The organism is Pseudomonas sp. OV546 (assembly GCF_900116845.1).
In the GTDB taxonomy this organism is placed as follows: Bacteria; Pseudomonadota; Gammaproteobacteria; order Pseudomonadales; family Pseudomonadaceae; genus Aquipseudomonas; species Aquipseudomonas petroselini.
In genome coordinates this window covers 408084-428573 of the sequence record NZ_FPCE01000005.1, presented here as the reverse complement: position 1 = coordinate 428573, position 20490 = coordinate 408084, and the positions used below count along the sequence as shown (strand labels likewise).

General features: G+C 61.3%; 21 protein-coding genes and 1 pseudogene. 15 read left to right on the top strand and 7 right to left on the bottom strand.

Features of this window, described 5'->3' with window-relative positions; all coding sequences use genetic code 11:
• Positions 1 to 21 precede the first annotated feature (21 nt).
• The 3 genes from BM403_RS14765 (at position 22) to BM403_RS14755 (ending at position 3555) form a co-directional block, all read left to right on the top strand.
• Positions 22 to 918: a LysR family transcriptional regulator gene (locus BM403_RS14765; protein WP_093543384.1), complete on the top strand. Its 897-nt coding sequence runs from the start codon at positions 22 to 24 to the stop codon at positions 916 to 918.
• Between the two features lie 103 nt (positions 919 to 1021).
• Complete coding sequence (locus BM403_RS14760; protein ID WP_093543382.1) at positions 1022 to 1915, top strand: NAD-dependent epimerase/dehydratase family protein; 894 nt, start codon at positions 1022 to 1024, stop codon at positions 1913 to 1915.
• A 194-nt stretch (positions 1916 to 2109) separates the two neighbouring features.
• Positions 2110 to 3555 carry a SulP family inorganic anion transporter gene (locus BM403_RS14755; protein WP_015885853.1) on the top strand — a complete coding sequence of 482 codons (1446 nt, stop codon included), beginning with the start codon at positions 2110 to 2112 and terminating at the stop codon, positions 3553 to 3555.
• A gap of 119 nt (positions 3556 to 3674) precedes the next feature.
• On the opposite strand, the gene BM403_RS14750 is transcribed toward BM403_RS14755, so the two are convergent.
• Entirely contained in the window at positions 3675 to 4055 is a 381-nt protein-coding gene (locus BM403_RS14750) for a lysozyme inhibitor LprI family protein (RefSeq protein ID WP_015885852.1), read from the bottom strand.
• Positions 4056 to 4303: 248 nt separating this feature from the next.
• Between BM403_RS14750 and BM403_RS14745 the strand changes: the two genes are divergently transcribed.
• The 4 genes from BM403_RS14745 to BM403_RS14730 are packed head-to-tail and all read left to right on the top strand — an operon-like array spanning position 4304 to position 8403.
• Positions 4304 to 5653 carry a GntT/GntP/DsdX family permease gene (locus tag BM403_RS14745; protein ID WP_093543438.1) on the top strand — a complete coding sequence of 450 codons (1350 nt, stop codon included), beginning with the start codon at positions 4304 to 4306 and terminating at the stop codon, positions 5651 to 5653.
• A 26-nt stretch (positions 5654 to 5679) separates the two neighbouring features.
• Positions 5680 to 6540, top strand: coding sequence for a MurR/RpiR family transcriptional regulator (locus BM403_RS14740; protein ID WP_064055190.1), 861 nt, complete (start codon positions 5680 to 5682; stop codon positions 6538 to 6540).
• Position 6541: 1 nt separating this feature from the next.
• Complete coding sequence (locus BM403_RS14735) at positions 6542 to 8005, top strand: N-acyl-D-amino-acid deacylase family protein (protein WP_093543380.1); 1464 nt, start codon at positions 6542 to 6544, stop codon at positions 8003 to 8005.
• A gap of 29 nt (positions 8006 to 8034) precedes the next feature.
• Positions 8035 to 8403 (top strand): glyoxalase superfamily protein, encoded by a 369-nt coding sequence (locus tag BM403_RS14730; protein WP_010206499.1) that lies wholly within the window; start codon positions 8035 to 8037, stop codon positions 8401 to 8403.
• A 123-nt stretch (positions 8404 to 8526) separates the two neighbouring features.
• On the opposite strand, the gene BM403_RS32530 is transcribed toward BM403_RS14730, so the two are convergent.
• Together BM403_RS32530 and BM403_RS32525 are read right to left on the bottom strand one after the other, a co-directional pair.
• On the bottom strand, positions 8527 to 9231 hold the full coding sequence (locus BM403_RS32530; RefSeq protein ID WP_371318427.1) for a methyl-accepting chemotaxis protein: 705 nt from the start codon (positions 9229 to 9231) through the stop codon (positions 8527 to 8529).
• A gap of 198 nt (positions 9232 to 9429) precedes the next feature.
• Positions 9430 to 10311: pseudogene (locus BM403_RS32525) on the bottom strand (methyl-accepting chemotaxis protein); the annotation flags it as partial.
• A 386-nt stretch (positions 10312 to 10697) separates the two neighbouring features.
• On the opposite strand from BM403_RS32525, the gene BM403_RS14720 reads away from it, so the two are divergent.
• Positions 10698 to 11315 (top strand): BamJ family beta-barrel-assembly machinery protein, encoded by a 618-nt coding sequence (locus tag BM403_RS14720; protein WP_015885846.1) that lies wholly within the window; start codon positions 10698 to 10700, stop codon positions 11313 to 11315.
• Between the two features lie 192 nt (positions 11316 to 11507).
• Here the strand turns inward: BM403_RS14720 and BM403_RS14715 are convergent, their stop codons facing one another.
• The 3 genes from BM403_RS14715 to BM403_RS14705 form a co-directional block, all read right to left on the bottom strand.
• On the bottom strand, positions 11508 to 11765 hold the full coding sequence (locus BM403_RS14715) for a PA4570 family protein (RefSeq protein WP_003194088.1): 258 nt from the start codon (positions 11763 to 11765) through the stop codon (positions 11508 to 11510).
• A gap of 158 nt (positions 11766 to 11923) precedes the next feature.
• Entirely contained in the window at positions 11924 to 12265 is a 342-nt protein-coding gene (locus BM403_RS14710; protein WP_015885845.1) for a zinc ribbon domain-containing protein YjdM, read from the bottom strand.
• A gap of 128 nt (positions 12266 to 12393) precedes the next feature.
• Positions 12394 to 13362 carry a polyprenyl synthetase family protein gene (locus tag BM403_RS14705; RefSeq protein ID WP_015885844.1) on the bottom strand — a complete coding sequence of 323 codons (969 nt, stop codon included), beginning with the start codon at positions 13360 to 13362 and terminating at the stop codon, positions 12394 to 12396.
• A 239-nt stretch (positions 13363 to 13601) separates the two neighbouring features.
• On the opposite strand from BM403_RS14705, the gene rplU reads away from it, so the two are divergent.
• From rplU to BM403_RS14670, 7 genes are all read left to right on the top strand, one after another.
• Positions 13602 to 13916 (top strand): 50S ribosomal protein L21, encoded by a 315-nt coding sequence (gene rplU, locus BM403_RS14700; RefSeq protein WP_007950961.1) that lies wholly within the window; start codon positions 13602 to 13604, stop codon positions 13914 to 13916.
• Between the two features lie 34 nt (positions 13917 to 13950).
• Positions 13951 to 14208, top strand: a complete 258-nt coding sequence (rpmA, locus tag BM403_RS14695) for a 50S ribosomal protein L27 (RefSeq protein WP_003176049.1) — start codon at positions 13951 to 13953, stop codon at positions 14206 to 14208.
• Between the two features lie 193 nt (positions 14209 to 14401).
• On the top strand, positions 14402 to 15625 hold the full coding sequence (gene cgtA / locus BM403_RS14690; protein ID WP_015885843.1) for an Obg family GTPase CgtA: 1224 nt from the start codon (positions 14402 to 14404) through the stop codon (positions 15623 to 15625).
• Positions 15626 to 15736: 111 nt separating this feature from the next.
• Complete coding sequence (gene proB, locus BM403_RS14685; RefSeq protein WP_026013771.1) at positions 15737 to 16855, top strand: glutamate 5-kinase; 1119 nt, start codon at positions 15737 to 15739, stop codon at positions 16853 to 16855.
• A 15-nt stretch (positions 16856 to 16870) separates the two neighbouring features.
• Positions 16871 to 17335: a CreA family protein gene (locus BM403_RS14680; protein WP_015885841.1), complete on the top strand. Its 465-nt coding sequence runs from the start codon at positions 16871 to 16873 to the stop codon at positions 17333 to 17335.
• A 101-nt stretch (positions 17336 to 17436) separates the two neighbouring features.
• The gene (locus BM403_RS14675) at positions 17437 to 17919 is read left to right on the top strand and encodes a glutathione peroxidase (protein WP_043205883.1); all 483 of its coding nucleotides are present in this window, start codon (positions 17437 to 17439) and stop codon (positions 17917 to 17919) included.
• 273 nt (positions 17920 to 18192) lie between these two features.
• Positions 18193 to 19296 (top strand): NADH:flavin oxidoreductase, encoded by a 1104-nt coding sequence (locus BM403_RS14670; RefSeq protein ID WP_046035191.1) that lies wholly within the window; start codon positions 18193 to 18195, stop codon positions 19294 to 19296.
• On the opposite strand, the gene BM403_RS14665 is transcribed toward BM403_RS14670, so the two are convergent.
• Positions 19265 to 20467 (bottom strand): glycosyltransferase family 4 protein, encoded by a 1203-nt coding sequence (locus tag BM403_RS14665; RefSeq protein WP_015885838.1) that lies wholly within the window; start codon positions 20465 to 20467, stop codon positions 19265 to 19267. The genes BM403_RS14670 and BM403_RS14665 overlap by 32 nt on opposite strands.
• Positions 20468 to 20490: the final 23 nt, after the last annotated feature.

Below are 20490 nucleotides of genomic sequence, written 5' to 3'. Positions count from 1 at the left end.
AACCGATAACGAGGCGCGCCCGTGAAAGCCCGATCCGATGAGCTACAGATCTTCGTCAGCGTGATTGAATGCGGTTCGATTTCCGCTGCCGCAGAGCAGGTCGGGCAGACGCCATCGGCGGTCAGCCGCACCTTGTCGCGCCTGGAGGCCAAGCTCGACACCACGCTGATCAACCGCACGACGCGGCGCATGGACCTGACCGAGGAGGGCAAGTACTTCTTCGAACAGGCCAAGGTGATCCTGGCGCAGATGGAGGCGTTGGAAGAGCGCCTGTCGTCGCGCCAGAAGAAACCGGCGGGGCGCCTGCGCATCAATGCTGCCGTGCCGTTCATGCTGCATGGGATCGTGCCGTACATCGCCGAGTTTCGCAGCCTCTACCCGGAGATCCTGCTGGAGCTGAACAGCGATGACTTGATCATCGACCTGCTGGAACAGAGCACGGACATCGCCATTCGCATTGGCGCCCTGGCTGACTCCACCCTGCATGCGCGCGCGCTCGGTTCTACGCCGTTGCATATCCTCGCCAGCCCCGAGTACCTCAAGCAACACGGCACGCCAACCACGGTCGCCGAGTTGGCGGGCCACACGCTGCTGGGGTTCACCCAGACCGAAACCCTCAACCACTGGCCGCTGCGCCATGTGGAGGGCGACCGCTGGTTGATCCAGCCCCGCGTGGCGGCGTCCAGCGGCGAAACCGTGCGGCAATTGGCGCTGGAAGGGCAGGGCATCTGCTGCCTGTCGAACTTCATGACCGTCGACGATATTGACGCCGGTCGCCTGGTGCCGGTGCTGGAGGCGTTCAACAGTGGTTATCGCCAGCCGATCCACGCGGTGTTCTATCGCAACTCGCAGTTGGCGTTGCGCATCCAGTGTTTCCTCGACTTTATCCAGGCCAAACTGGCGCGGTATGCCTGCTGATTCGTGATCTGCACGCAAGAGTGAATTGGGCAGCAGGGGCTTATTCGTCAGGGATGAGCCCTTGATACTGAGCTCATCACTTACCCAGTCAGGAGCACTCTCCATGAACGTATTCGTTACCGGCGCCGCCGGTTTTATCGGTGGTTCCATCGCCACCGGCCTGGTCAAGGCTGGCCACACGGTAACCGGCCTGGTGCGCAGCGCTGAGCAAGCGGCTGAGATGACCGCCTTGGGCATCACCCCGGTGATCGGCACCCTTGACGACGACGCCGTGTTGACCGAACAAGCGCAGAAGGCCGACGCGGTGATCAATGCCGCGAGCAGCGACCATCGCGTCGCCGTGGAAACCCTGTTGGCGGCATTGCAGGGCTCGAACAAGCCGTTCCTGCACACCAGCGGTTCGAGCATTGTCGGTGATGCGTCGGGTGGCAAGTCCAGCGATGTCATCTACGTTGAAGACAATCTGCCGGAGCCGACCGTCGACAAGGCTGCCCGCGTGGCCATCGACAACCTGATCCTGGCGGCGGCCCAGGACGGCGTGAATTCAGCGGTGATTTGCAACACCCTGATCTACGGCCACAGCCTGGGCGTGAAGCGCGACAGCGTGCAATTGCCGCGTCTGCTCAAGCAGGCACGCAAAAGCGGCGTGGTGCGCCATGTGGGCAGCGGGCAGAACATCTGGTCCAACGTGCACATTGATGACGTGGTGGCGCTGTACCTGCTGGCACTGACCAAGAACGTGCCGGGCACTTTCTACTTCGTGGAAAGCGGCGAGGCGTCGTTTATCGAGATGACCACCGCGATTGCCGAAGCCCTGAACCTGGGCAAACCGCAGGATTGGCCTTTGGCCGACGCTGAAGCCGAGTGGGGCTATGAAATGGCCAACTATGGCTTGGGCTCCAACAGCCGGGTGCGTGGCAAGCATGCCCGTGAGTTGCTGGGCTGGGTGCCCAAGCGTACGTCGGTCGTGGAGTGGATTCGCAACGAAATGGTGTGATGTTCACCTGAGTCCGAGGTGTCGCCATCGGGGGCACGCCCCTCCCACATGTGTTGGCATTCCAAGCGTGGAACTCGGTCAACTGTGGGAGGGGGCTTGCCCCCGATGGGTTCGACGTGGTCTCCCTGACTAGCTCCCCTCGCCGCAATTCCGTACCATTCCCCGCCTTATCCCCCGCATGACCCTGGTACCTCATGAACCTCACCCGTCTGCGCGCCGATGCCCTGGCCGGCCTCACTACGTCTTTTGCGCTGCTGCCTGAATGCATCGCCTTTGCCCTGGTGGCTCACCTCAACCCGCTGATGGGGCTCTATGGCGCCTTTATCATCTGCACACTGACCGCGTTATTCGGCGGTCGCCCTGGCATGGTGTCCGGTGCGGCAGGCTCGATGGCGGTGGTGATCGTCGCGTTGGTGGTTCAGCACGGCGTGGAGTACCTGCTGGCCACGGTATTGCTGGGCGGGCTGATCATGGTCGCCTTCGGCCTGTTGCGCCTGGGCAAGCTGGTGCGCATGGTGCCGCATCCGGTGATGCTGGGTTTCGTCAACGGCCTGGCGATCATCATTGCCCTGGCGCAGTTGGAGCATTTCAAGAGCGGTGAACACTGGCTCACGGGCACGTCGCTGTACGTGATGACCGGCCTGGTGCTGGTGACCATGGCCATCGTCTACCTGCTGCCACGCATCACCCGCGCCGTGCCGCCCGCGCTGGTGGCGATCCTGGGCGTCGGCCTGGCGGTGTACCTGCTCGGCCTGCCGACCCGCACGTTGGGTGACATGGCCCACATCGCCGGCGGCCTGCCGACCTTCGCGCTACCGCAGATTCCGTGGAACCTGGAAACCTTGGGCATCATTGCCCCCTACGCGTTCCTGATGGCCATGGTCGGCCTGCTGGAAACCCTGCTGACCCTCAACCTCACCGATGAAATCACCGAGACCCGTGGCTACCCGGACCGTGAAAGCGTGGCGCTGGGCGCGGCCAACATGGTTTCGGGCGTATTCGGCGGCATGGGCGGTTGCGCGATGATCGGGCAAACCGTGATCAACCTCAGCTCCGGCGGGCGCGGGCGTTTCTCCGGGGTGTTTGCCGGGGTGATGATCCTGTTGTTCATTCTGTTCCTGTCGCCGTTGATCGAGCGGATCCCGCTGGCGGCGTTGGTGGGCGTGATGTTCGTGGTGTCCCAGCAGACCTTTGCCTGGGCGTCGCTGCGGGTGATCAACAAGGTGCCGCTCAATGACGTGCTGGTGATCATCGCGGTGACGGTGATCACCGTGTTCACCGACCTGGCCACGGCGGTGCTGTGCGGGATCGTGATTGCGGCGCTGAATTTCGCCTGGCAACAAGCGCGGGAGCTGTATGCGGATGAGCACCTGGAAGCCGATGGCAGCAAGCTCTATCGCCTGCATGGCACGTTGTTCTTTGCCTCGACCACGCCGTTTTTGAATCAATTCGACCCGGCCAACGACCCGGACCAGGTGACGCTGGATTGCCGTCACCTGAGTTTTGTCGACTATTCAGCGATTGCCGCCTTGATGACCCTGCGTGAGCGTTACACCAAGGCGGGCAAGCACTTACGGGTGCTGCATTTGTCCGAGCGCTGCAAGAAGTTGCTCAAGCGTGCCAAGGTTCACCACGACTGATTGAGCCGCTCCCGCCTTACCGGGCTGGTCTGCAGAGCGCAGCGCCGCGAAGGTTTTTGGGGCCGCTGCGCAGCCCAGCGGGAGCAAGCTCCCTCGCCACGGGAGGACGGCTTGTGCAGTTATGGCCCGACCAGGTCTTCCAGCTCTTGGGCGCGGGTTTGGGTCATGTCGAGCACGCAGCCGGAGCCGTTGACCTGGTCGAGCGTGCCGCCGGTAGCGGAGCCTGCGAAACCGCAATTGGCGTCACGGTATTTTATCCACAGGCGCTGCACGTCTTGCAGTTGCTGTTTGCGCGCGCCTTCCTGGGCGGCGAGGGCGGTCTTGTAGGCCCTGTTCAGGCGCGCATCCTGCACCTTGGTTTCCTTGGCGTTGCAACTGACCATGTCTGCGGTCGTGTTGGCGCTGTCCATGCATTTTTTCAAGGCGGCGTTGTCGGCGGCCGAGGCGTTGCCGCAGAGGGCGAGAAGCAGGGCGCTGGCGGCAAGGGCGGTGCGAATCATGGTCGGTGTTCCTGGGCATGAGTGGAGGCGCATTCTATGACTCGATGGCGCACGTTGAGTTTCCGGCATCGTCTGATCTTCATGTAAGAACACCCCTCGAATTTTCATACACGGTTGTCGGGCATATCCCAGCGCGACACCGCTTGTCCGTGGGCGAAAATTACTTTCATAAAAATTGAAAACACTCCTCGGTAATGATTTATGAGTTTCACAATCAATTCGACGTGACCCTTTCCGAGGAGTACCGCATGGCCGCATCACCGGGCTTCGGGCTATTGGCATACGCTGCCATCGCCATCATTGCTTTGATCGTGCTGATTGCACGTTACCGGCTCAATCCGTTTATCGTCATCACCCTGGTGTCCATCGGCCTGGCGCTGATGGCCGGGATGCCGGCGGACACCATTATGGGCTCTTACGAAGCGGGCGTCGGCAAGACCCTGGGGCATATCGCCCTGGTCGTGGCGCTGGGCACCATGCTTGGCAAGATGATGGCCGAGTCCGGCGGTGCCGAGCAGGTGGCGTGTACGTTGATCAACCGGTTTGGCGAGCGCAATGCGCACTGGGCCATGGTGTGCATCGCCTTCCTGGTGGGATTGCCGCTGTTTTTCGAGGTGGGTTTTGTGCTGCTGGTGCCGATCGCCTTTACCGTGGCGCGGCGTGTGGGCGTGTCGATCCTGATGGTCGGTTTGCCGATGGTCGCCGGCCTGTCGGTGGTGCATGCGCTGGTGCCGCCGCACCCGGCCGCGATGATGGCGGTGCTGGCGTATAACGCATCGGTGGGGCAGACCGTGCTGTATGCGATCCTCATTGGTATCCCCACGGCAATCATCGCCGGCCCGCTCTACGCCAAATTCATTGTGCCGCGCATTCACCTGCCGGCGGAAAATCCGCTGGAACGCCAGTTCATCGACCGCGAACCGCGTACACGCTTGCCAAGCTTTACGCTGACCATGGGCACCATTCTGTTGCCGGTGGTGCTGATGATGATCGGCGGCTGGGCCAACGTGATTTCCACGCCGGGCACCGGTTTCAACCAGTTCCTGCTGTTTATCGGCAACTCGGTGATTGCGCTGCTGGTGGCGACCTTGGTGAGCTTCTGGACCTTGGGTATTGCGCAGGGTTTCAACCGCGAGTCGATCCTCACGTTCACCAATGAATGCCTCGCGCCGACCGCGAGCATCACCTTGCTGGTGGGGGCGGGGGGCGGCTTGAACCGGATCCTGGTGGACGCCGGAGTGACTAACGAAATTCTTGGTCTGGCCCACGCGTTCCACTTGTCGCCGCTGGTGATGGGGTGGCTGTTTGCCGCGTTGATGCGGATCGCCACGGGCTCGGCCACCGTTGCCATGACCACCGCGTCCGGTGTTGTAGCACCGGTCGCCATGGGCCTGGGTTATCCACACCCCGAATTGCTGGTGTTGGCCACCGGTGCGGGCTCGGTGATCTTTTCCCACGTGAACGACGGCGGCTTCTGGCTGATCAAGGAATACTTCAATATGACGGTGATCCAGACCTTCAAGACCTGGACCGTGCTGGAGACGTTGATTTCTGTGGTGGCATTCGGTCTCACCTACGGCCTGTCTCTTGTTTTATGAGCCTCATTTTGTAACCCGGAGACCCCATGGATATCCTCTACCAGATCCGCGCCCGTCAGGATTCCTTCAGCGCCGGCGAAGGGCGTATCGCCAAGCTGATGCTCGATGATGTGGGCTTTGCCGCGTCGGCCAGCCTGGAGGCATTGTCCCAACGGGCCGAGGTCAGCACGGCCACCTTGTCGCGGTTCGCGCGCAGTGTGGGGTGTAGGGACTTGCGTGACTTGCGCCTGCAATTGGCGCAGGCCAGTGGGGTCGGCAGTCGCTTCCTCGACCCTGCGGGGTTACCGGAGCAATCGGCGTTTCATCGGCAGATCCTGGGGGATATCGAGGCGACGTTGCGGCAGCACTTGTCGGGGTTCAACCAGGCGAGCTTTGTTGATGCGGTCAACCTGCTGGGCAAGGCGCGGATGATCCATGCGTTCGGTATGGGCGGCCCGTCGAGCCTGTGCAGCGATGAGTTGCAGGTACGGCTGGTGCGTCTGGGCTATCCGATTGCCGCCTGTCATGACCCCGTGATGATGCGTGTCACGGCCGCGACCCTGGGGCCGGAGCATGCGCTGATCGTGTGCTCCTTGACCGGCCTCACCCCCGAACTGCTGGACGTGGTGGAACTGGCGCGCAACTACGACGCGCGCATCGTCGCTATCACCCTTGCGGATTCACCCTTGGCGCAACTGGCAGATGTGCTGCTGCCGCTGCAACCGGCCGAAACCAGCTTTATCTACAAACCCACGGCGGCGCGCTACGGCATGCTGCTGGCCATCGACCTGCTCGCTACCGAGCTGGCCTTGGCCCTGCCGGACGACAACCAGGAGCGCCTGCGCCGGATCAAGCTGGCCCTGGACGATTATCGCGGCGGCCCTGACAGCCTGCCGCTTGGAGACTGAAATGAAGTACGACACGTTGATACGCCAGGCGCTGATCATTGATGGCAGCAACACGCCCGGCTATGTCGCTGATGTGGGGCTGCGCGACGGGCGCATCGAGACGATTGGCGATTTGTCGACGGCCATGGCCGAGCATGAAATTGATGCCGCCGGCCGCGTGTTGGCGCCGGGTTTCATTGACGTGCACACCCACGACGACACGGTGGTGATCCGCCACCCGCAGATGCTACCCAAGCTCAGCCAGGGCGTGACCACGGTGATTGTCGGCAACTGCGGCATCAGCGCATCGCCTGTGAGTTTGCGCAGCGATCCGCCGGACCCGATGAACCTGTTGGGCACGCGTGAGGCGTTTGCTTACCCGCGTTTTGCCGATTACCGGGCTGCAGTAGAAAGTGCACATCCTGCGGTGAACGTCGCGGCGTTGATCGGCCATACCGCGTTGCGCAGCAACCACATGGACGACCTGCACCGCACCGCCTCGGCGGATGAAATCGCCGCCATGCGCGTGCAGTTGCAAGAGAGCCTCGAAGCCGGCGCCCTCGGTTTATCCACAGGCCTGGCCTACGCCAGTGCATTCAATGCCGAGACCGACGAAGTGCTGCAACTGAGTGAGGCACTCACCGCGTTCGGTGCGGTGTACACCACCCATTTGCGCAGTGAATTCGAACCGGTGCTGGAGGCGATGGACGAGGCGTTTCTGATCGGCCGACATGCCAAGGTGCCGGTGATCATTTCCCACCTCAAATGTGCCGGTGCCGGAAATTGGGGGCGTAGTCCGCAGCTGTTGGCGTCGCTGGAGCGGGCGGCGAAAACCCATCCGGTGGGCTGTGACTGCTACCCCTATGCCGCGAGTTCTTCGACCCTGGACCTCAAGCAGGTGACGGACGCGTTTCGTATCACCATTACCTGGTCGACGCCGTGCCCGGCAATGGGCGGGCGCGATTTGCAGGAGATTGCCGCTGAGTGGGACGTTTCGTTGATGGACGCCGCACGCCGGCTACAACCGGCAGGGGCGGTGTATTACGGGATGGACGAGGCGGATGTGCGGCGGATCCTGGCGCATCCGTTATCGATGGTGGGGTCGGATGGTTTGCCTGAGGATCCGTTCCCGCATCCGCGTTTGTGGGGCGCGTTTCCACGGGTGCTGGGGCATTTCAGCCGCGATGTGGGGTTGTTCCCGTTGCACACCGCTGTGCACAAGATGACCGGCTTGTCCGCGGCGCGTTTTGGCCTGGCTGATCGGGGTGAAATCCGCGAGGGGCACTGGGCTGACCTGGTGTTGTTCGACCCGTTGCGCGTGCGTGATGTGGCGGACTTCAAGGAACCGCAGCGCGCGGCCGAGGGCATCGATGGGGTATGGGTCAACGGCGTGTTGAGCTACAGCGACGGGCAGGCGAATGGCCAGCGGCCGGGTCGTTTCCTGGCACGCAGTGGGGATTTGCGCCGTGGGTTTTCGTCTCTATAGTGGGCGTTCTCATACACGGAGCGGTCACCATGCACTTAGGAAAAGTCACCCCCATTCTGCGAATTTTCGACGAGGCCAAGGCATTGGAGTTCTACGTCGACTTCCTGGGGTTCAAAGTGGATTGGCAGCATCGTTTCGAGGCAAATTTCCCGCTGTATTTGCAGGTGTCGCTGGGCGAATGTGTGCTGCATTTGACTGAGCACCATGGCGATGCCTCGCCGGGTGCGGCGGTGCGGATTCAGGCGCAAGGCGTGGATGCCTATCAGCAGCAGTTGGCGGGCAAGGACTATCGGTATGCCAAGCCCGGGGTTGAGGAAACGCCTTGGGGATCGCGGGAGATGAGCATCAAGGATCCATTTGGAAATCGGGTGGTGTTTGTCGAGGAAGGCGAGGGCTGAAGGGCAAATCGCAGGCAATAAAAAACCGCCTGTGTAGGGCGGTTTTTTTGCAATCCCAGTGAGTGGCTGGGATTGTTTGCCTGTGGCGAGGGAGCTTGCTCCCTCGCCACAGGGATTGCGGTTTTATACCCGGAAGTGACTGACCATCTGCTGCAGTTGGCTACCCAACCGCGCCAGTTCCACACTCGACTTGGCCGTCTCATCGCTCGCCGTAGCAGTCTGCTCCGACACATCACGCACATTCACAATGCTGCGGCTGATCTCTTCCGCCACGGCGCTTTGCTGTTCTGCGGCGGCGGCGATCTGCTGGTTCATCGACTGGATGTTCGACACCGTACGGGTGATGTTCTCCAGCGATACACCAGCCTTGCGCGTCAGCTCAACGCTGCTGTCGGTGAGGCTGCGGCTGTTGTTCATCACGTTGGCCACTTGCTGGGTGCCGTTCTGCAAGCCGGCGACCAGGCCTTCGATTTCCTCGGTGGATTTTTGCGTGCGCTGGGCCAGGCCGCGCACTTCGTCAGCCACCACAGCAAACCCACGACCGGCTTCACCGGCACGCGCCGCTTCAATCGCCGCGTTGAGGGCCAGCAGGTTGGTCTGTTCGGCCACAGCCTTGATCACGTCCATCACGCTGCCGATCTTGTTGCTCTCTTGTTGCAGGTGGGTCATGGCGTCGGTGGAACGGGCCACTTCCGCGGCCAGGCGCTCGATCTGAGCGATGGCTTCAGCGACCACTTTGTCGCCTGCGCGGGCTTGACCATCGGCATCTGCGGCGGCCAGGGACGCCTGTTCGGCGTTACGCGCGACTTCCTGCACAGTGGCCGTCATTTCGTGCATCGCGGTGGCGACCTGATCGGTCTCGATCTTCTGGCTGTTCACGCCGGCGCTGGTTTGCTCGGTCACCGCCGACAACTCTTCAGCGGCGCTGGCAATCTGCGTCACGCCGTCGCGAATACCGCTGATCAATTCGCGCAGGGTAGTGCCCATGCGCTGGATGCCTTGTTGCAGCACGCCCAGTTCATCACGGCGCGTGACCTGGATGTTGTGGCTCAAGTCGCCGGAGGCAATGCGTTCCACCACGGCCAGGGTTTCCTGGATCGGGCGTGTGATCTGGCGGGTGATGACCCATGCGGCGATGACGCCAACCAGCAGGGCCAGCAAGGTGCTGATCAATTGCAGGCTACGGGCCTGGGCGCTTTCGGCATCGCGGCGGTTCAGTTGAATTTCGTACAGCTTGTCGCTGATGGTGACGATGTCGGCACCCTGTGTGGTCATCTCGGCACGGGCGGTGACGATGTTGGCGTTGGCTGCCTTGTAGTTCTGCACGGCCGTGCGGTAGGCGCCTAGGGCGGTTTCAAGCGCAGTCAAAGCGCTTTGCTCGCTCGCACCGAATACGGCGCTGAGACCTTTCAAGCCACTGATGGCTTTTTCAATTTGTGCGGCGGCACGGGCTTCGGTGTCCGGGCTGACGTTGGCGATGTAGCCACGCACTTCATAGCGGGCCAACATGAACTCTTCTTTGGCTCGCGTCACGGCCTGGAATTGGCTGAAACGCTCCGGGCTTTCGGGCATCTGCTGCACTTTGGTGTCCAACGCTTCGATCTGTGCGTTGGCGATATCGGCCTTGTCGCCCATCACCTGGCGAGAGGCATTGCCGTTACGGTAGGCCTCACGCATTTTGTTCAGGGACTGTTGATAGGCGGTAATGACGCCTTTCTGCTCGTTGAGCAGCTTGAGGTTATCCGGGCTCTTGAAGCTGTCCAGGAGTTTCTGTTGCTGGGCCGCGAAAGCATCCAGGCTGGTCTGTACATTCTGGGCCACGGCTTCGTCGCCGTTGGCGAGCATGTATTGCAGGCGCACGATTCGCAGTTTGGTCAACGATGCGTTGAGCTGGGTGATATCGCTCATCCAGTTACTGCGGTCGATCAGGCCGCCGAGGCTGGTCCAGCCGGTGAGGGCCAGGATCGAGGTGAGGACCAGCACCAGGCCGAAGCCCAGGCCGAGTTTGAGGTTGACGCTGATGTTGCCGAACCAGCTGTTCATTGAATGCTCCGCAAGAAAAATGGGGGTGTGCTGGACGGTTATTGATTTTGGAGCCAGCTGCTGTGTAGGGCTGTATCGGCGACAAGAGATGAATCTGAAATGCTATTTCGTCGCAGAGCGACGAAGGGGTGCCAGCGCGGTGGCTGAAGGGGGAGGGGGCTGATCATGGGCGGGTCTTGTGTGCTAGTCTGCGGGCCCTTTTAGTTCTGGATGGCGCGGGAAACCGTGCTGTCCTACAGCGGAGCCTCTTCATGTCCGAAGTTAATCTGTCCACCGACGAAACCCGCGTCAGCTACGGTATCGGCCGTCAGTTGGGCGACCAACTGCGCGACAACCCACCACCGGGCGTCAGCCTGGACGCGATCCTGGCTGGCCTGACCGACGCATTCGCCGGCAAGCCAAGCCGTGTCGACCAGGAACAAATGGCCGCCAGCTTCAAGGTGATCCGCGAAATCATGCAAGCCGAAGCGGCCGCCAAGGCTGAAGCCGCGGCTGGCGCTGGCCTGGCATTCCTGGCTGAAAACGCCAAGCGTGATGGCATCACCACCCTGGCTTCCGGCCTGCAATTTGAAGTGCTGACGGCCGGTGACGGCGCCAAGCCGACCCGTGAAGACCAAGTGCGTACTCACTACCACGGCACGCTGATCGATGGCACTGTGTTCGACAGCTCCTACGATCGCGGCCAGCCTGCAGAATTCCCGGTGGGCGGCGTGATCGCCGGCTGGACCGAAGCCCTGCAACTGATGAATGCCGGCAGCAAATGGCGCCTGTACGTGCCGAGCGAACTGGCTTACGGCGCTCAAGGCGTTGGCAGCATCCCGCCGCACAGCGTTCTGGTGTTTGACGTCGAGCTGCTCGACGTTCTGTAAGACCTGCTGATTTCTGTGGGTGTTGGGCTTGTGTGGGAGCGGGTTTGTTGTGGCGAGGGCGCATGCTCCCGCTCGGCTGCGCAGCAGTCGTCGGCAGTTAGGGGCGCTTCGCACCCCAGCGCAAGCAAGCGTGCTCGCCACAACAAGCCCGCTCCCACATAAGCCCCGTACTCACAGAATGTGCGTGGTGGTTCATGGATGGAACTTGCCATTCAGCTCCGTCGCCGGGCGCAACGCTCGGGCATAGCAGAACAGAAACAGATTACGTACCACCTCCTTCAGCACCCCAGGTTCACTCGAGCTCAGCCCGTTGACGTCCAGGTCGCCCTGGTCCTGCAGTTCATTCAGCGCTTCTTCTTCCAGTACCGCACAGACTTCACCGGTTTCCCGATGCAGGATCCGCAGGTAAGGGTGTGGGCGGTCCAGCCAGGCATCTATCAAATAAGTCATGGTCGTTCTCCTTGATGAGTTCAATGAGAATAATTCTTATTCGTAGAATAGCAAGTGCCTATTGGCGATTTGTGTTTTTTTCTGTGTGGATATTGCGTTCGATCAACGGGGAGGGCAAAACGCCATCCCGCGGCGGGCGCGGGATGGAAGCAACAGGTTCAGACTTTACGCACGAACTCGGACTTGAGCTTCATCGGGCCGATACCGTCGATCTTGCAATCGATATCGTGGTCGCCGTCGCACAGGCGGATGTTCTTGACCTTGGTGCCGACCTTGACCACCAGGGAGGTGCCCTTGACCTTGAGGTCCTTGATCACGGTGATGGTGTCGCCGTCCTGCAGGACATTGCCCACAGAGTCTTTCTTCACGGTTTCGTCGCTGGCCGTGTCGGCCTCGCCGCTGGCGGACCACTCATGGGCGCATTCCGGGCAGATCAGCTGGGCGCCGTCTTCGTAGGTGTATTCGGAATTGCATTTCGGGCAGGGTGGCAACGTGCTCACTACAGCTCCTTGAAAGTCAGGATGGCTAAAAGTCGCACATTATATAGGGAATTGAGCCAAGGCAGGGCGTGGTCTTGGATAGGTAATGCAAACTAAATGCGGGAGGGGCTTGCCCCTCCCACATTATTTTAGTGCGTACGCGCGACCGCAAACTCGCTCAGCTCAACCAGGGCGTCCCGGTATTCGCTGGCTGGAAGGGCTTCCAGGCACTTGATCGCACGGGCCACGTAATCGCGTGCGAGTTGCGCGGTGTACTCCAGGGAACCCGACGCTTCGACAGCGGCACGGATGGCCTCCAGGTCTTCGATCCCGCCTTTCTGGATCGCCTTGCGCACCAGGGCAGCCTGTTCCGGCGTACCTTCGCGCATGGTGTAGATCAGCGGCAAGGTCGGCTTGCCTTCGGCCAGGTCGTCACCGACGTTCTTGCCCAGGGTCTCGGCATCGCCACGGTAGTCGAGCAGGTCGTCCACGAGTTGGAAGGCCACGCCCAAGTGATCACCAAAGGTGCGCAGGGCTTCGGCCTGTTCGACCGTTGCGCCGCACAGCGCGGCGGCGCTGTGGGTGGAGGCTTCGAAGAGCATCGCGGTTTTGCCGCGAATCACTTCCATGTAGGTTTCTTCAGTGGTGCTGGCGTCGCGGACCTTTGACAGTTGCAGCACTTCGCCTTCAGCGATGATGCGCGTGGCCTGTGAAAGAATCTTCATCACCGGCATCGAGCCGAGTTCAACCATCATTTCGAATGAGCGCGAGTACAGGAAGTCGCCCACCAGCACGCTAGGGGCGTTGCCCCACATGGCATTGGCGGTCTCGCGGCCACGGCGCATGCCGGACATGTCGACCACGTCGTCATGCAGCAGGGTCGCGGTGTGCAGGAATTCGATAGTGGCCGCCAGCAGGCGCAGGTCATCACCTTCGCGGCCCAGGGCCTTGCCACACAGCAACACTAATAAAGGACGCAGGCGCTTACCGCCCGCCGACGTAATATAGTCGCCAATTTTTGAGACCAGCGGCACTTTAGAAGTCAGCTGCTTCTTGATGATGCCGTCGACGGCGCTAAAATCGTCCGCGACCGCGCGGTAGAAAGCTTGGGGTTGCATCAGCGACAGTCGCTCCAGAAGGGTTGCGCGGCATGCTAGGACCCAGGCCCCCGGGTGTCAAGGCGCGATAGACGGCCACTTGCAAGCCTCCCATAGCTTGCGTACAATCGCGCACCCTGAACTTCCTGGGCAGCACCTGCCTTACGCAATTGCATTCGGGACGTCCATCCCATGCAGCCATGCCAGCCAATACCTCTTCTTATAAAGCGCTGGGTGAGCAGGATTATCGGAGAAATACCATGTCGTACGCAGTAATTGTTACTGGTGGCAAGCAATACAAAGTCGCCCCAGGTGAATACCTGAAGATCGAAAAACTGGAAGTCGCTACCGGCGAGTCCGTTACTTTTGATCGCGTTCTGTTGGTCGCCAATGGCGATGACGTGAACATCGGCGCTCCAGTTGTTGCTGGCGCTACCGTTGTGGCTGAAGTGATCTCCCAAGGTCGTCACGATAAAGTCCGCATCATCAAGTTCCGTCGTCGTAAGCACCACATGAAGCGTATGGGCCACCGCCAGTGGTACACCGAGATCAAAATCACCGGTATTCAGGCTTAATTTCAGCCTAATTCCTCACTAGGAGAATTGACTCATGGCACACAAAAAAGCTGGTGGTAGTACCCGTAACGGTCGCGACTCAGAAGCCAAACGCCTTGGCGTGAAGATGTATGGCGGCCAGAAAATCATTCCGGGCAACATCATCGTGCGTCAGCGCGGCACCCAATTCCACGCCGGTTACGGTGTTGGCATGGGTAAAGATCACACCCTCTTCGCGAAAATCGAAGGCGTGATCAAGTTTGAAGTAAAAGGCGCTTTCAACCGCCGTTACGTGAGCGTTGTCGCAGCTTAATTGCGAGATCGCTGGAAAAGCCCTGTCTTGCGACGGGGCTTTTTCGTTTGTGGGGTGAGTCTCTTGCAAAGCTGTTTGTAATGGGCTCAAGCGCTGGATTTGCGGTCGTTGATTGAGGTCGCTGCGCTCATTTTTGCAAGAGTCTTATGTCTTGGTTTCTTAAGCTCGTCCGTGCGGCGAGAGGCGTTTTGTTATGAAGTTCGTTGATGAAGTTTCCATCCGAGTAAAAGCAGGCGACGGCGGTAACGGTTGCATGAGTTTCCGTCGCGAAAAATTCATCGAAAACGGTGGCCCAAACGGCGGTGATGGCGGTGACGGCGGTTCCATCTACATGATGGCCGACGAAAACCTCAACACCCTGGTCGACTATCGTTACACCCGGCACTTTGATGCCGAGCGTGGCTCCAACGGCGGCAGCACCGACTGCACCGGTAAAAAAGGCGAAGACCTGGTACTGCGCGTGCCGGTCGGCACCACGATCATCGACTCCGCTACCCAGGAAGTGATTGGCGACCTGACCAAGGCCGGCCAGAAACTGATGGTTGTGCAGGGCGGCTGGCACGGTTTGGGTAACACCCGATTCAAGTCCAGTACCAACCGTGCACCGCGCCAGACCACGCCAGGCAAGCCGGGCGAGCAGCGTGACCTCAAGCTGGAAATGAAAGTGCTCGCCGACGTGGGCCTGCTGGGCCTGCCGAACGCCGGCAAAAGTACCTTCATTCGCTCGGTCTCGGCTGCCAAGCCAAAGGTTGCCGACTACCCGTTCACCACCCTGGTACCCAACCTGGGCGTGGTCAGCGTCGACCGCTGGAAAAGCTTCGTGATCGCCGACATTCCCGGCCTGATCGAAGGTGCCTCCGACGGCGCCGGCCTGGGTATCCGCTTCCTCAAGCACTTGTCGCGCACCCGTTTGCTGCTGCACCTCGTGGACATGGCGCCGCTGGATGACACCAGCGCCCCGGACGCCGCCGAAGTGATCGTCAGCGAACTGACCAAGTTCAGCCCGGCCTTGGCCGAGCGTGATCGCTGGTTGGTGCTGAACAAGTGCGACCAGATCCTCGAAGAAGAACACGAGGAGCGCGTCAAGGAAATCGTCGATCGCCTGGAATGGACCGGCCCGGTCTACGTGATCTCGGCCATCGCCAAAGAAGGCACCGAGCGCCTGACCCGCGACATCATGCGCTACCTCGAAGACCGCGCCGACCGCCTGGCGGCCGACCCGGTATTCAAGGCCGAACTCGCCGAGCTTGACCAGCAGATCGAAGACGAAGCCCGTGCCCAGCTGCAAGCCCTGGACGACCAGCGTGCCCTGCGCCGCAGTGGCGTGAAGTCGGTCCACGACATCGGCGACGATGATTGGGACGAAGAAGACGTGGATGATGAAGACGGTCCGGAAATCATTTACGTGCGTGACTGATCCGTTGCGATAAACTTGAACGCCGCTCCTTATAGAGCGGCGTTTTAGTATCCGGGTTTAACGTTATGGGCGGCGCTGGGTCGCGCAACCCTCAATCTAAGGTTGAAGATGATGCGGAGCAAAGTGACAGGTGCGCAGCGCTGGGTCGTAAAGATCGGCAGTGCGTTGCTGACGGCGGATGGCAAGGGGCTGGATCGCGCAGCCATGAGCGTCTGGGTCGAGCAGATGGTGGCCTTGCATGAGGCCGGTGTTGAGTTGGTGCTGGTGTCGTCCGGGGCGGTTGCCGCCGGGATGAGCCGTCTCGGCTGGACCGCGCGACCCAGCGCGATGCACGAACTGCAAGCCGCCGCCGCCATCGGCCAGATGGGCCTGGTGCAAGCCTGGGAATCCAGCTTTGCTGAGCACGGCCGCCACACGGCGCAGATCCTGCTGACCCACGACGACCTGTCCGACCGCAAGCGCTACCTCAATGCCCGCAGCACCTTGCGCGCGCTGGTGGAGCTGAAGGTGATCCCGGTGATCAACGAGAACGACACCGTGGTCACCGACGAAATCCGCTTCGGCGACAACGACACGCTGGCGGCCCTGGTTGCCAACCTGGTGGAAGCTGACCTGCTGGTGATCCTCACCGACCGCGACGGCATGTTCGACGCCGACCCGCGCAACAACCCCGACGCCCAGCTTATTTACGAAGCGCGCGCCGATGACCCGGCGCTGGATGCCGTGGCCGGCAGCGTTGGCGGCGCCTTGGGCCGTGGTGGCATGCAGACCAAGCTGCGCGCAGCGCGCCTGGCCGCACGCTCTGGTGCCCACACGATCATCGTCGGTGGGCGCCTGGAGCGCGTGCTGGATCGTCTCAAGGCCGGTGAGCGCATCGGCACGCTGCTGTCGCCGGAACGCGGCATGCTCGCCGCGCGCAAACAATGGCTGGCCGGTCATCTGCAAACCCGTGGCACCCTGGTGCTGGACGATGGCGCGGTATCGGCCTTGTCCCAGGGTAACAAGAGCTTGCTGCCGGTCGGCGTCAAGTTGGTGCAGGGCAGTTTCCGCCGTGGGGAAATGGTGGTGTGCGTGGCGCCGGACGGTCGTGAGATTGCTCGCGGCCTGGCCAACTACAGTGCCCTTGAAGCGCAGAAAATTATTGGACAATCGTCCGACGCGATTGTCGGACTATTAGGCTACATGGCGGAACCGGAACTGGTGCACCGCGATAACCTGATCCTGGTCTAACCAAAGGAATACACAATGCGTGTCATGAAGGGATTGCTCGGCCTGCTGCTGGCCATGCCGCTGCTGGCCTCGGCCGAAGAAATTGGCCAAGTGTCCACGGTGTTCAAGTTTGTCGGCCCCAATGACCGCATTGTGGTCGAAGCCTTCGACGACCCCAAGGTTGACGGCGTGACGTGCTACCTGTCCCGCGCCAAGACCGGCGGTGTCAAAGGCGGCCTCGGCCTGGCCGAAGACCGCGCTGAAGCCTCGATTGCCTGCCGTCAGGTGGGCCCGATCCGCTTCAAGGGCGAGCTCAAGGACGGTGACGAAGTGTTCAAGGAGCGCACCTCGCTGGTGTTCAAGACCATGCAAGTGGTGCGCTTCCTCGACAAGAAGCGCAATACGCTGGTGTACCTGGTCTACAGCGACCGCCTGATCGAAGGCAGCCCGCAGAACGCCGTGACGGCCATTCCGATTTTGCCCTGGCCGACCGCTCAGTAACCCGCAGGCGAGTTTTGCAATCGGCGTCTATGATTGCAGGCTTGCGGGTTGTAATCTCGAAGGGCCGCAATGCGAAGAACATGGGATATCTGGAGTTCGTCATGAGTGCTTTCCACGACCTGAAACTCAAAGCTTTGGACGGACAAGAGCTGCCGCTGGCGCCCTTCAAGGGGCAAGTGGTGCTGGTGGTCAACGTAGCCTCCAAATGTGGTTTGACCCCGCAATACGCTGCGCTGGAAAACCTCTACCAGCAGTACAAGGCCCAGGGATTTACCGTGCTCGGCCTGCCGTGCAATCAATTTGCAGGCCAGGAGCCGGGTACCGAAGAAGAGATCCAGCAGTTCTGCAGCCTGAACTACGGGGTGACGTTCCCGCTGGGCAGCAAGCTTGAGGTCAACGGCCCCGATCGTCATCAGCTGTACCGCCTGCTGGCGGGCGAAGGCGCCGAGTTTCCTGGGGATATCACCTGGAACTTCGAAAAATTCCTGCTGGGCAAGGATGGGCGAGTGCTCGCACGCTTCTCCCCGCGCACCGCGCCGGATGACCCCACGGTCGTCCAAGCCATTGAGAAAGCCCTGGCCTGAACACGTCCGGGAGGCTTTTGTGGTGAGCGGGCTTGCCCCGCGCTGGGTGGCGAAGCCGCCCTAAAATCAGACGCCGCATTTCTAGACAGAATGCGGCGTTTTTACTGGGGCGGCTTCGCCACCCAGCGCGGGGCAAGCCCGCTCACTACAGGTCAGCGGCAACCGGGCTATCCCACTTTTACCCCTTAATCACCCAGATCAATAGTGCTACCCAGTACGTTGCACTCCCCATATGATCCCCATCATAAACCCCGTCTCTCGTGGAGTGCTCCCATGCCCGTCCAGGCCTTGTTCAAACCCTTCCAGCTCGGTGCATTGCAACTGTCGACCCGCGTCGTCATGGCCCCCATGACGCGCTCGTTCTCCCCAGGCGGCGTGCCCAATTCCAAGGTGATCGAGTACTACCGCCGCCGCGCTGCCGCCGGCGTGGGCCTGATCATCACCGAAGGCACTGTGGTCGGCCATCAGGCGTCCAACGGCTACCCCAATGTTCCACACTTCTACGGTGAGGCCGCCTTGGCCGGCTGGAAGAAAGTGGTCGACGCTGTGCACGCCGAAGGCGGCAAGATCGTTCCGCAGTTGTGGCACGTGGGCAGCGTACGGCGTATCGGCACTGAGCCTGACGCCAGCGTGCCAGCCTACGGCCCGATGGAAAAACTCAAAGATGGCAACGTGGTCGTGCACGGCATGACCCAGCAAGACATCAAGGCGGTGATCGACGCCTTCGCCCAAGCCGCCAAGGATGCCCAGAGTATCGGCATGGACGGCGTGGAGATCCACGGCGCCCACGGCTATCTGGTCGACCAGTTTTTCTGGGAAGGCAGCAACCAGCGTACCGACGAATACGGCGGCAGTTTGGCCAACCGCTCACGTTTTGCCATCGAGCTGATCCAGGCCACCCGCGCCGCCGTTGGCCCGGACTTCCCGATCATCCTGCGTTTCTCCCAGTGGAAACAGCAGGACTACACCGCGCGCCTGGTGCAAACCCCCGAGGCGCTGGGTGAGTTCCTCAAGCCACTGTCTGACGCGGGTGTGGACATTTTCCACTGCTCCACCCGCCGCTTCTGGGAGCCTGAATTCGACGGTTCCGACCTCAACCTGGCCGGCTGGACCCGCCAGCTTACCGGCAAGCCGACCATCACCGTGGGCAGCGTCGGCCTGGATGGCGAGTTCCTGCAGTTCATGGTCAACACCGACAAGGTCGCGCAACCGGCCAGCCTGGAGAAGTTGCTGGAGCGCTTGAACAACGACGAATTCGACCTGGTCGCCGTGGGCCGAGCCCTGCTGGTGGATCCGGATTGGGCCGTGAAGGTGCGCGAAGGCCGTGAAGGCGACATCCTGCCCTTCAGTCGTGAGGCGTTGACGAGCCTGGTGTAAGCGGCGACAGGGCGGGCACCGGGTGCCCGTCCTTGCAGACCCCGCGCAGTTGGCGCTCGAACTGCTCGATAATCGCCGGCCAGCCCTGGCGGCTCGCATGCTGGCGTGCATTCAGGCGCATGCGGCGTAGGCTTTCGGCGTCCTCCAGCAGCCAGTTGGCGGCATCGCAGAATGCATCCTCGTCCCCCGGCATCGCCAGCACGCCGTTGTAGCCATGGCGTATATGCTGGGTCGCTGCGGCCTGGTCATAGGCCACCACGCCCAATCCCGACGCCATCGCTTCGAGTACCACGTTGCCGAAGGTTTCGGTCAGGCTGGGGAATAAAAACACATCGCCTGACGCGTAATGCCGCGCCAGTTCTTCACCGCGCAAGGTGCCGCAGAAGATCGCCTCCGGCAGTTCCTTTTCCATCATCGCGCGTTGTGGCCCATCGCCGACGACGACCAGTCTCATCTGACGCAGCGGGTAGCTGTCCTGCAACGTCTCGAAGCAGCGCTTGAGCAGTCCCAGGTTCTTTTCCTGCGCCAGCCTGCCGACATAGAGCACGGCGGTTTGCTCACTGTTCAACCCCCAACTTTCCCGCAGCGCATTGTCGCGCTTGGCGGGATGAAACAGTTGGCTGTCTACCCCGCGCGCCAACATCCCCAGACGCTCGAAATGCCGGCGTTCCAGTTCCAGGCGCTGGCTGGCGCTGGGCACCAGGGTCAGGGTCGAACGATTATGAAACCAGCGAAGGTAGTGAGTGACCATCCGGCTCAGCAGGCTCAGGCCGTATTGGTTCGAGTACTGCTGGAAGTTGGTGTGAAAGCCGCTGACCACACTGATCCCCAGACGCCGCGCGGCGCGCAAGGCGGATAGGCCCAATGGTCCCTCCGTGGCGATGTACAGCACGTCCGGGCGCTGGCGTGTCCAGCGCCGCAGCAACTTGTGCATCGACGACTGCCCCCATTGCAGGCCCGGATAACCCGGTAGCGGCCAGCCGCGACACAGCAGCAATTCGTCATCGCTGGGACGGCTCTGATCGACGCCTTGGCGCGGGCGCACCAGTTCGACTTGGTGGCCACGTGAACGCAAACCCTCGCACAGACGGCCAAGGGTATTGGCCACCCCGTTGATCTCTGGCGGGAAGGTTTCGGTAATGAGGGTGATGTGAAGCGAGGCTGTCGTCATGACCCACAGTGTCACCGTGGGCC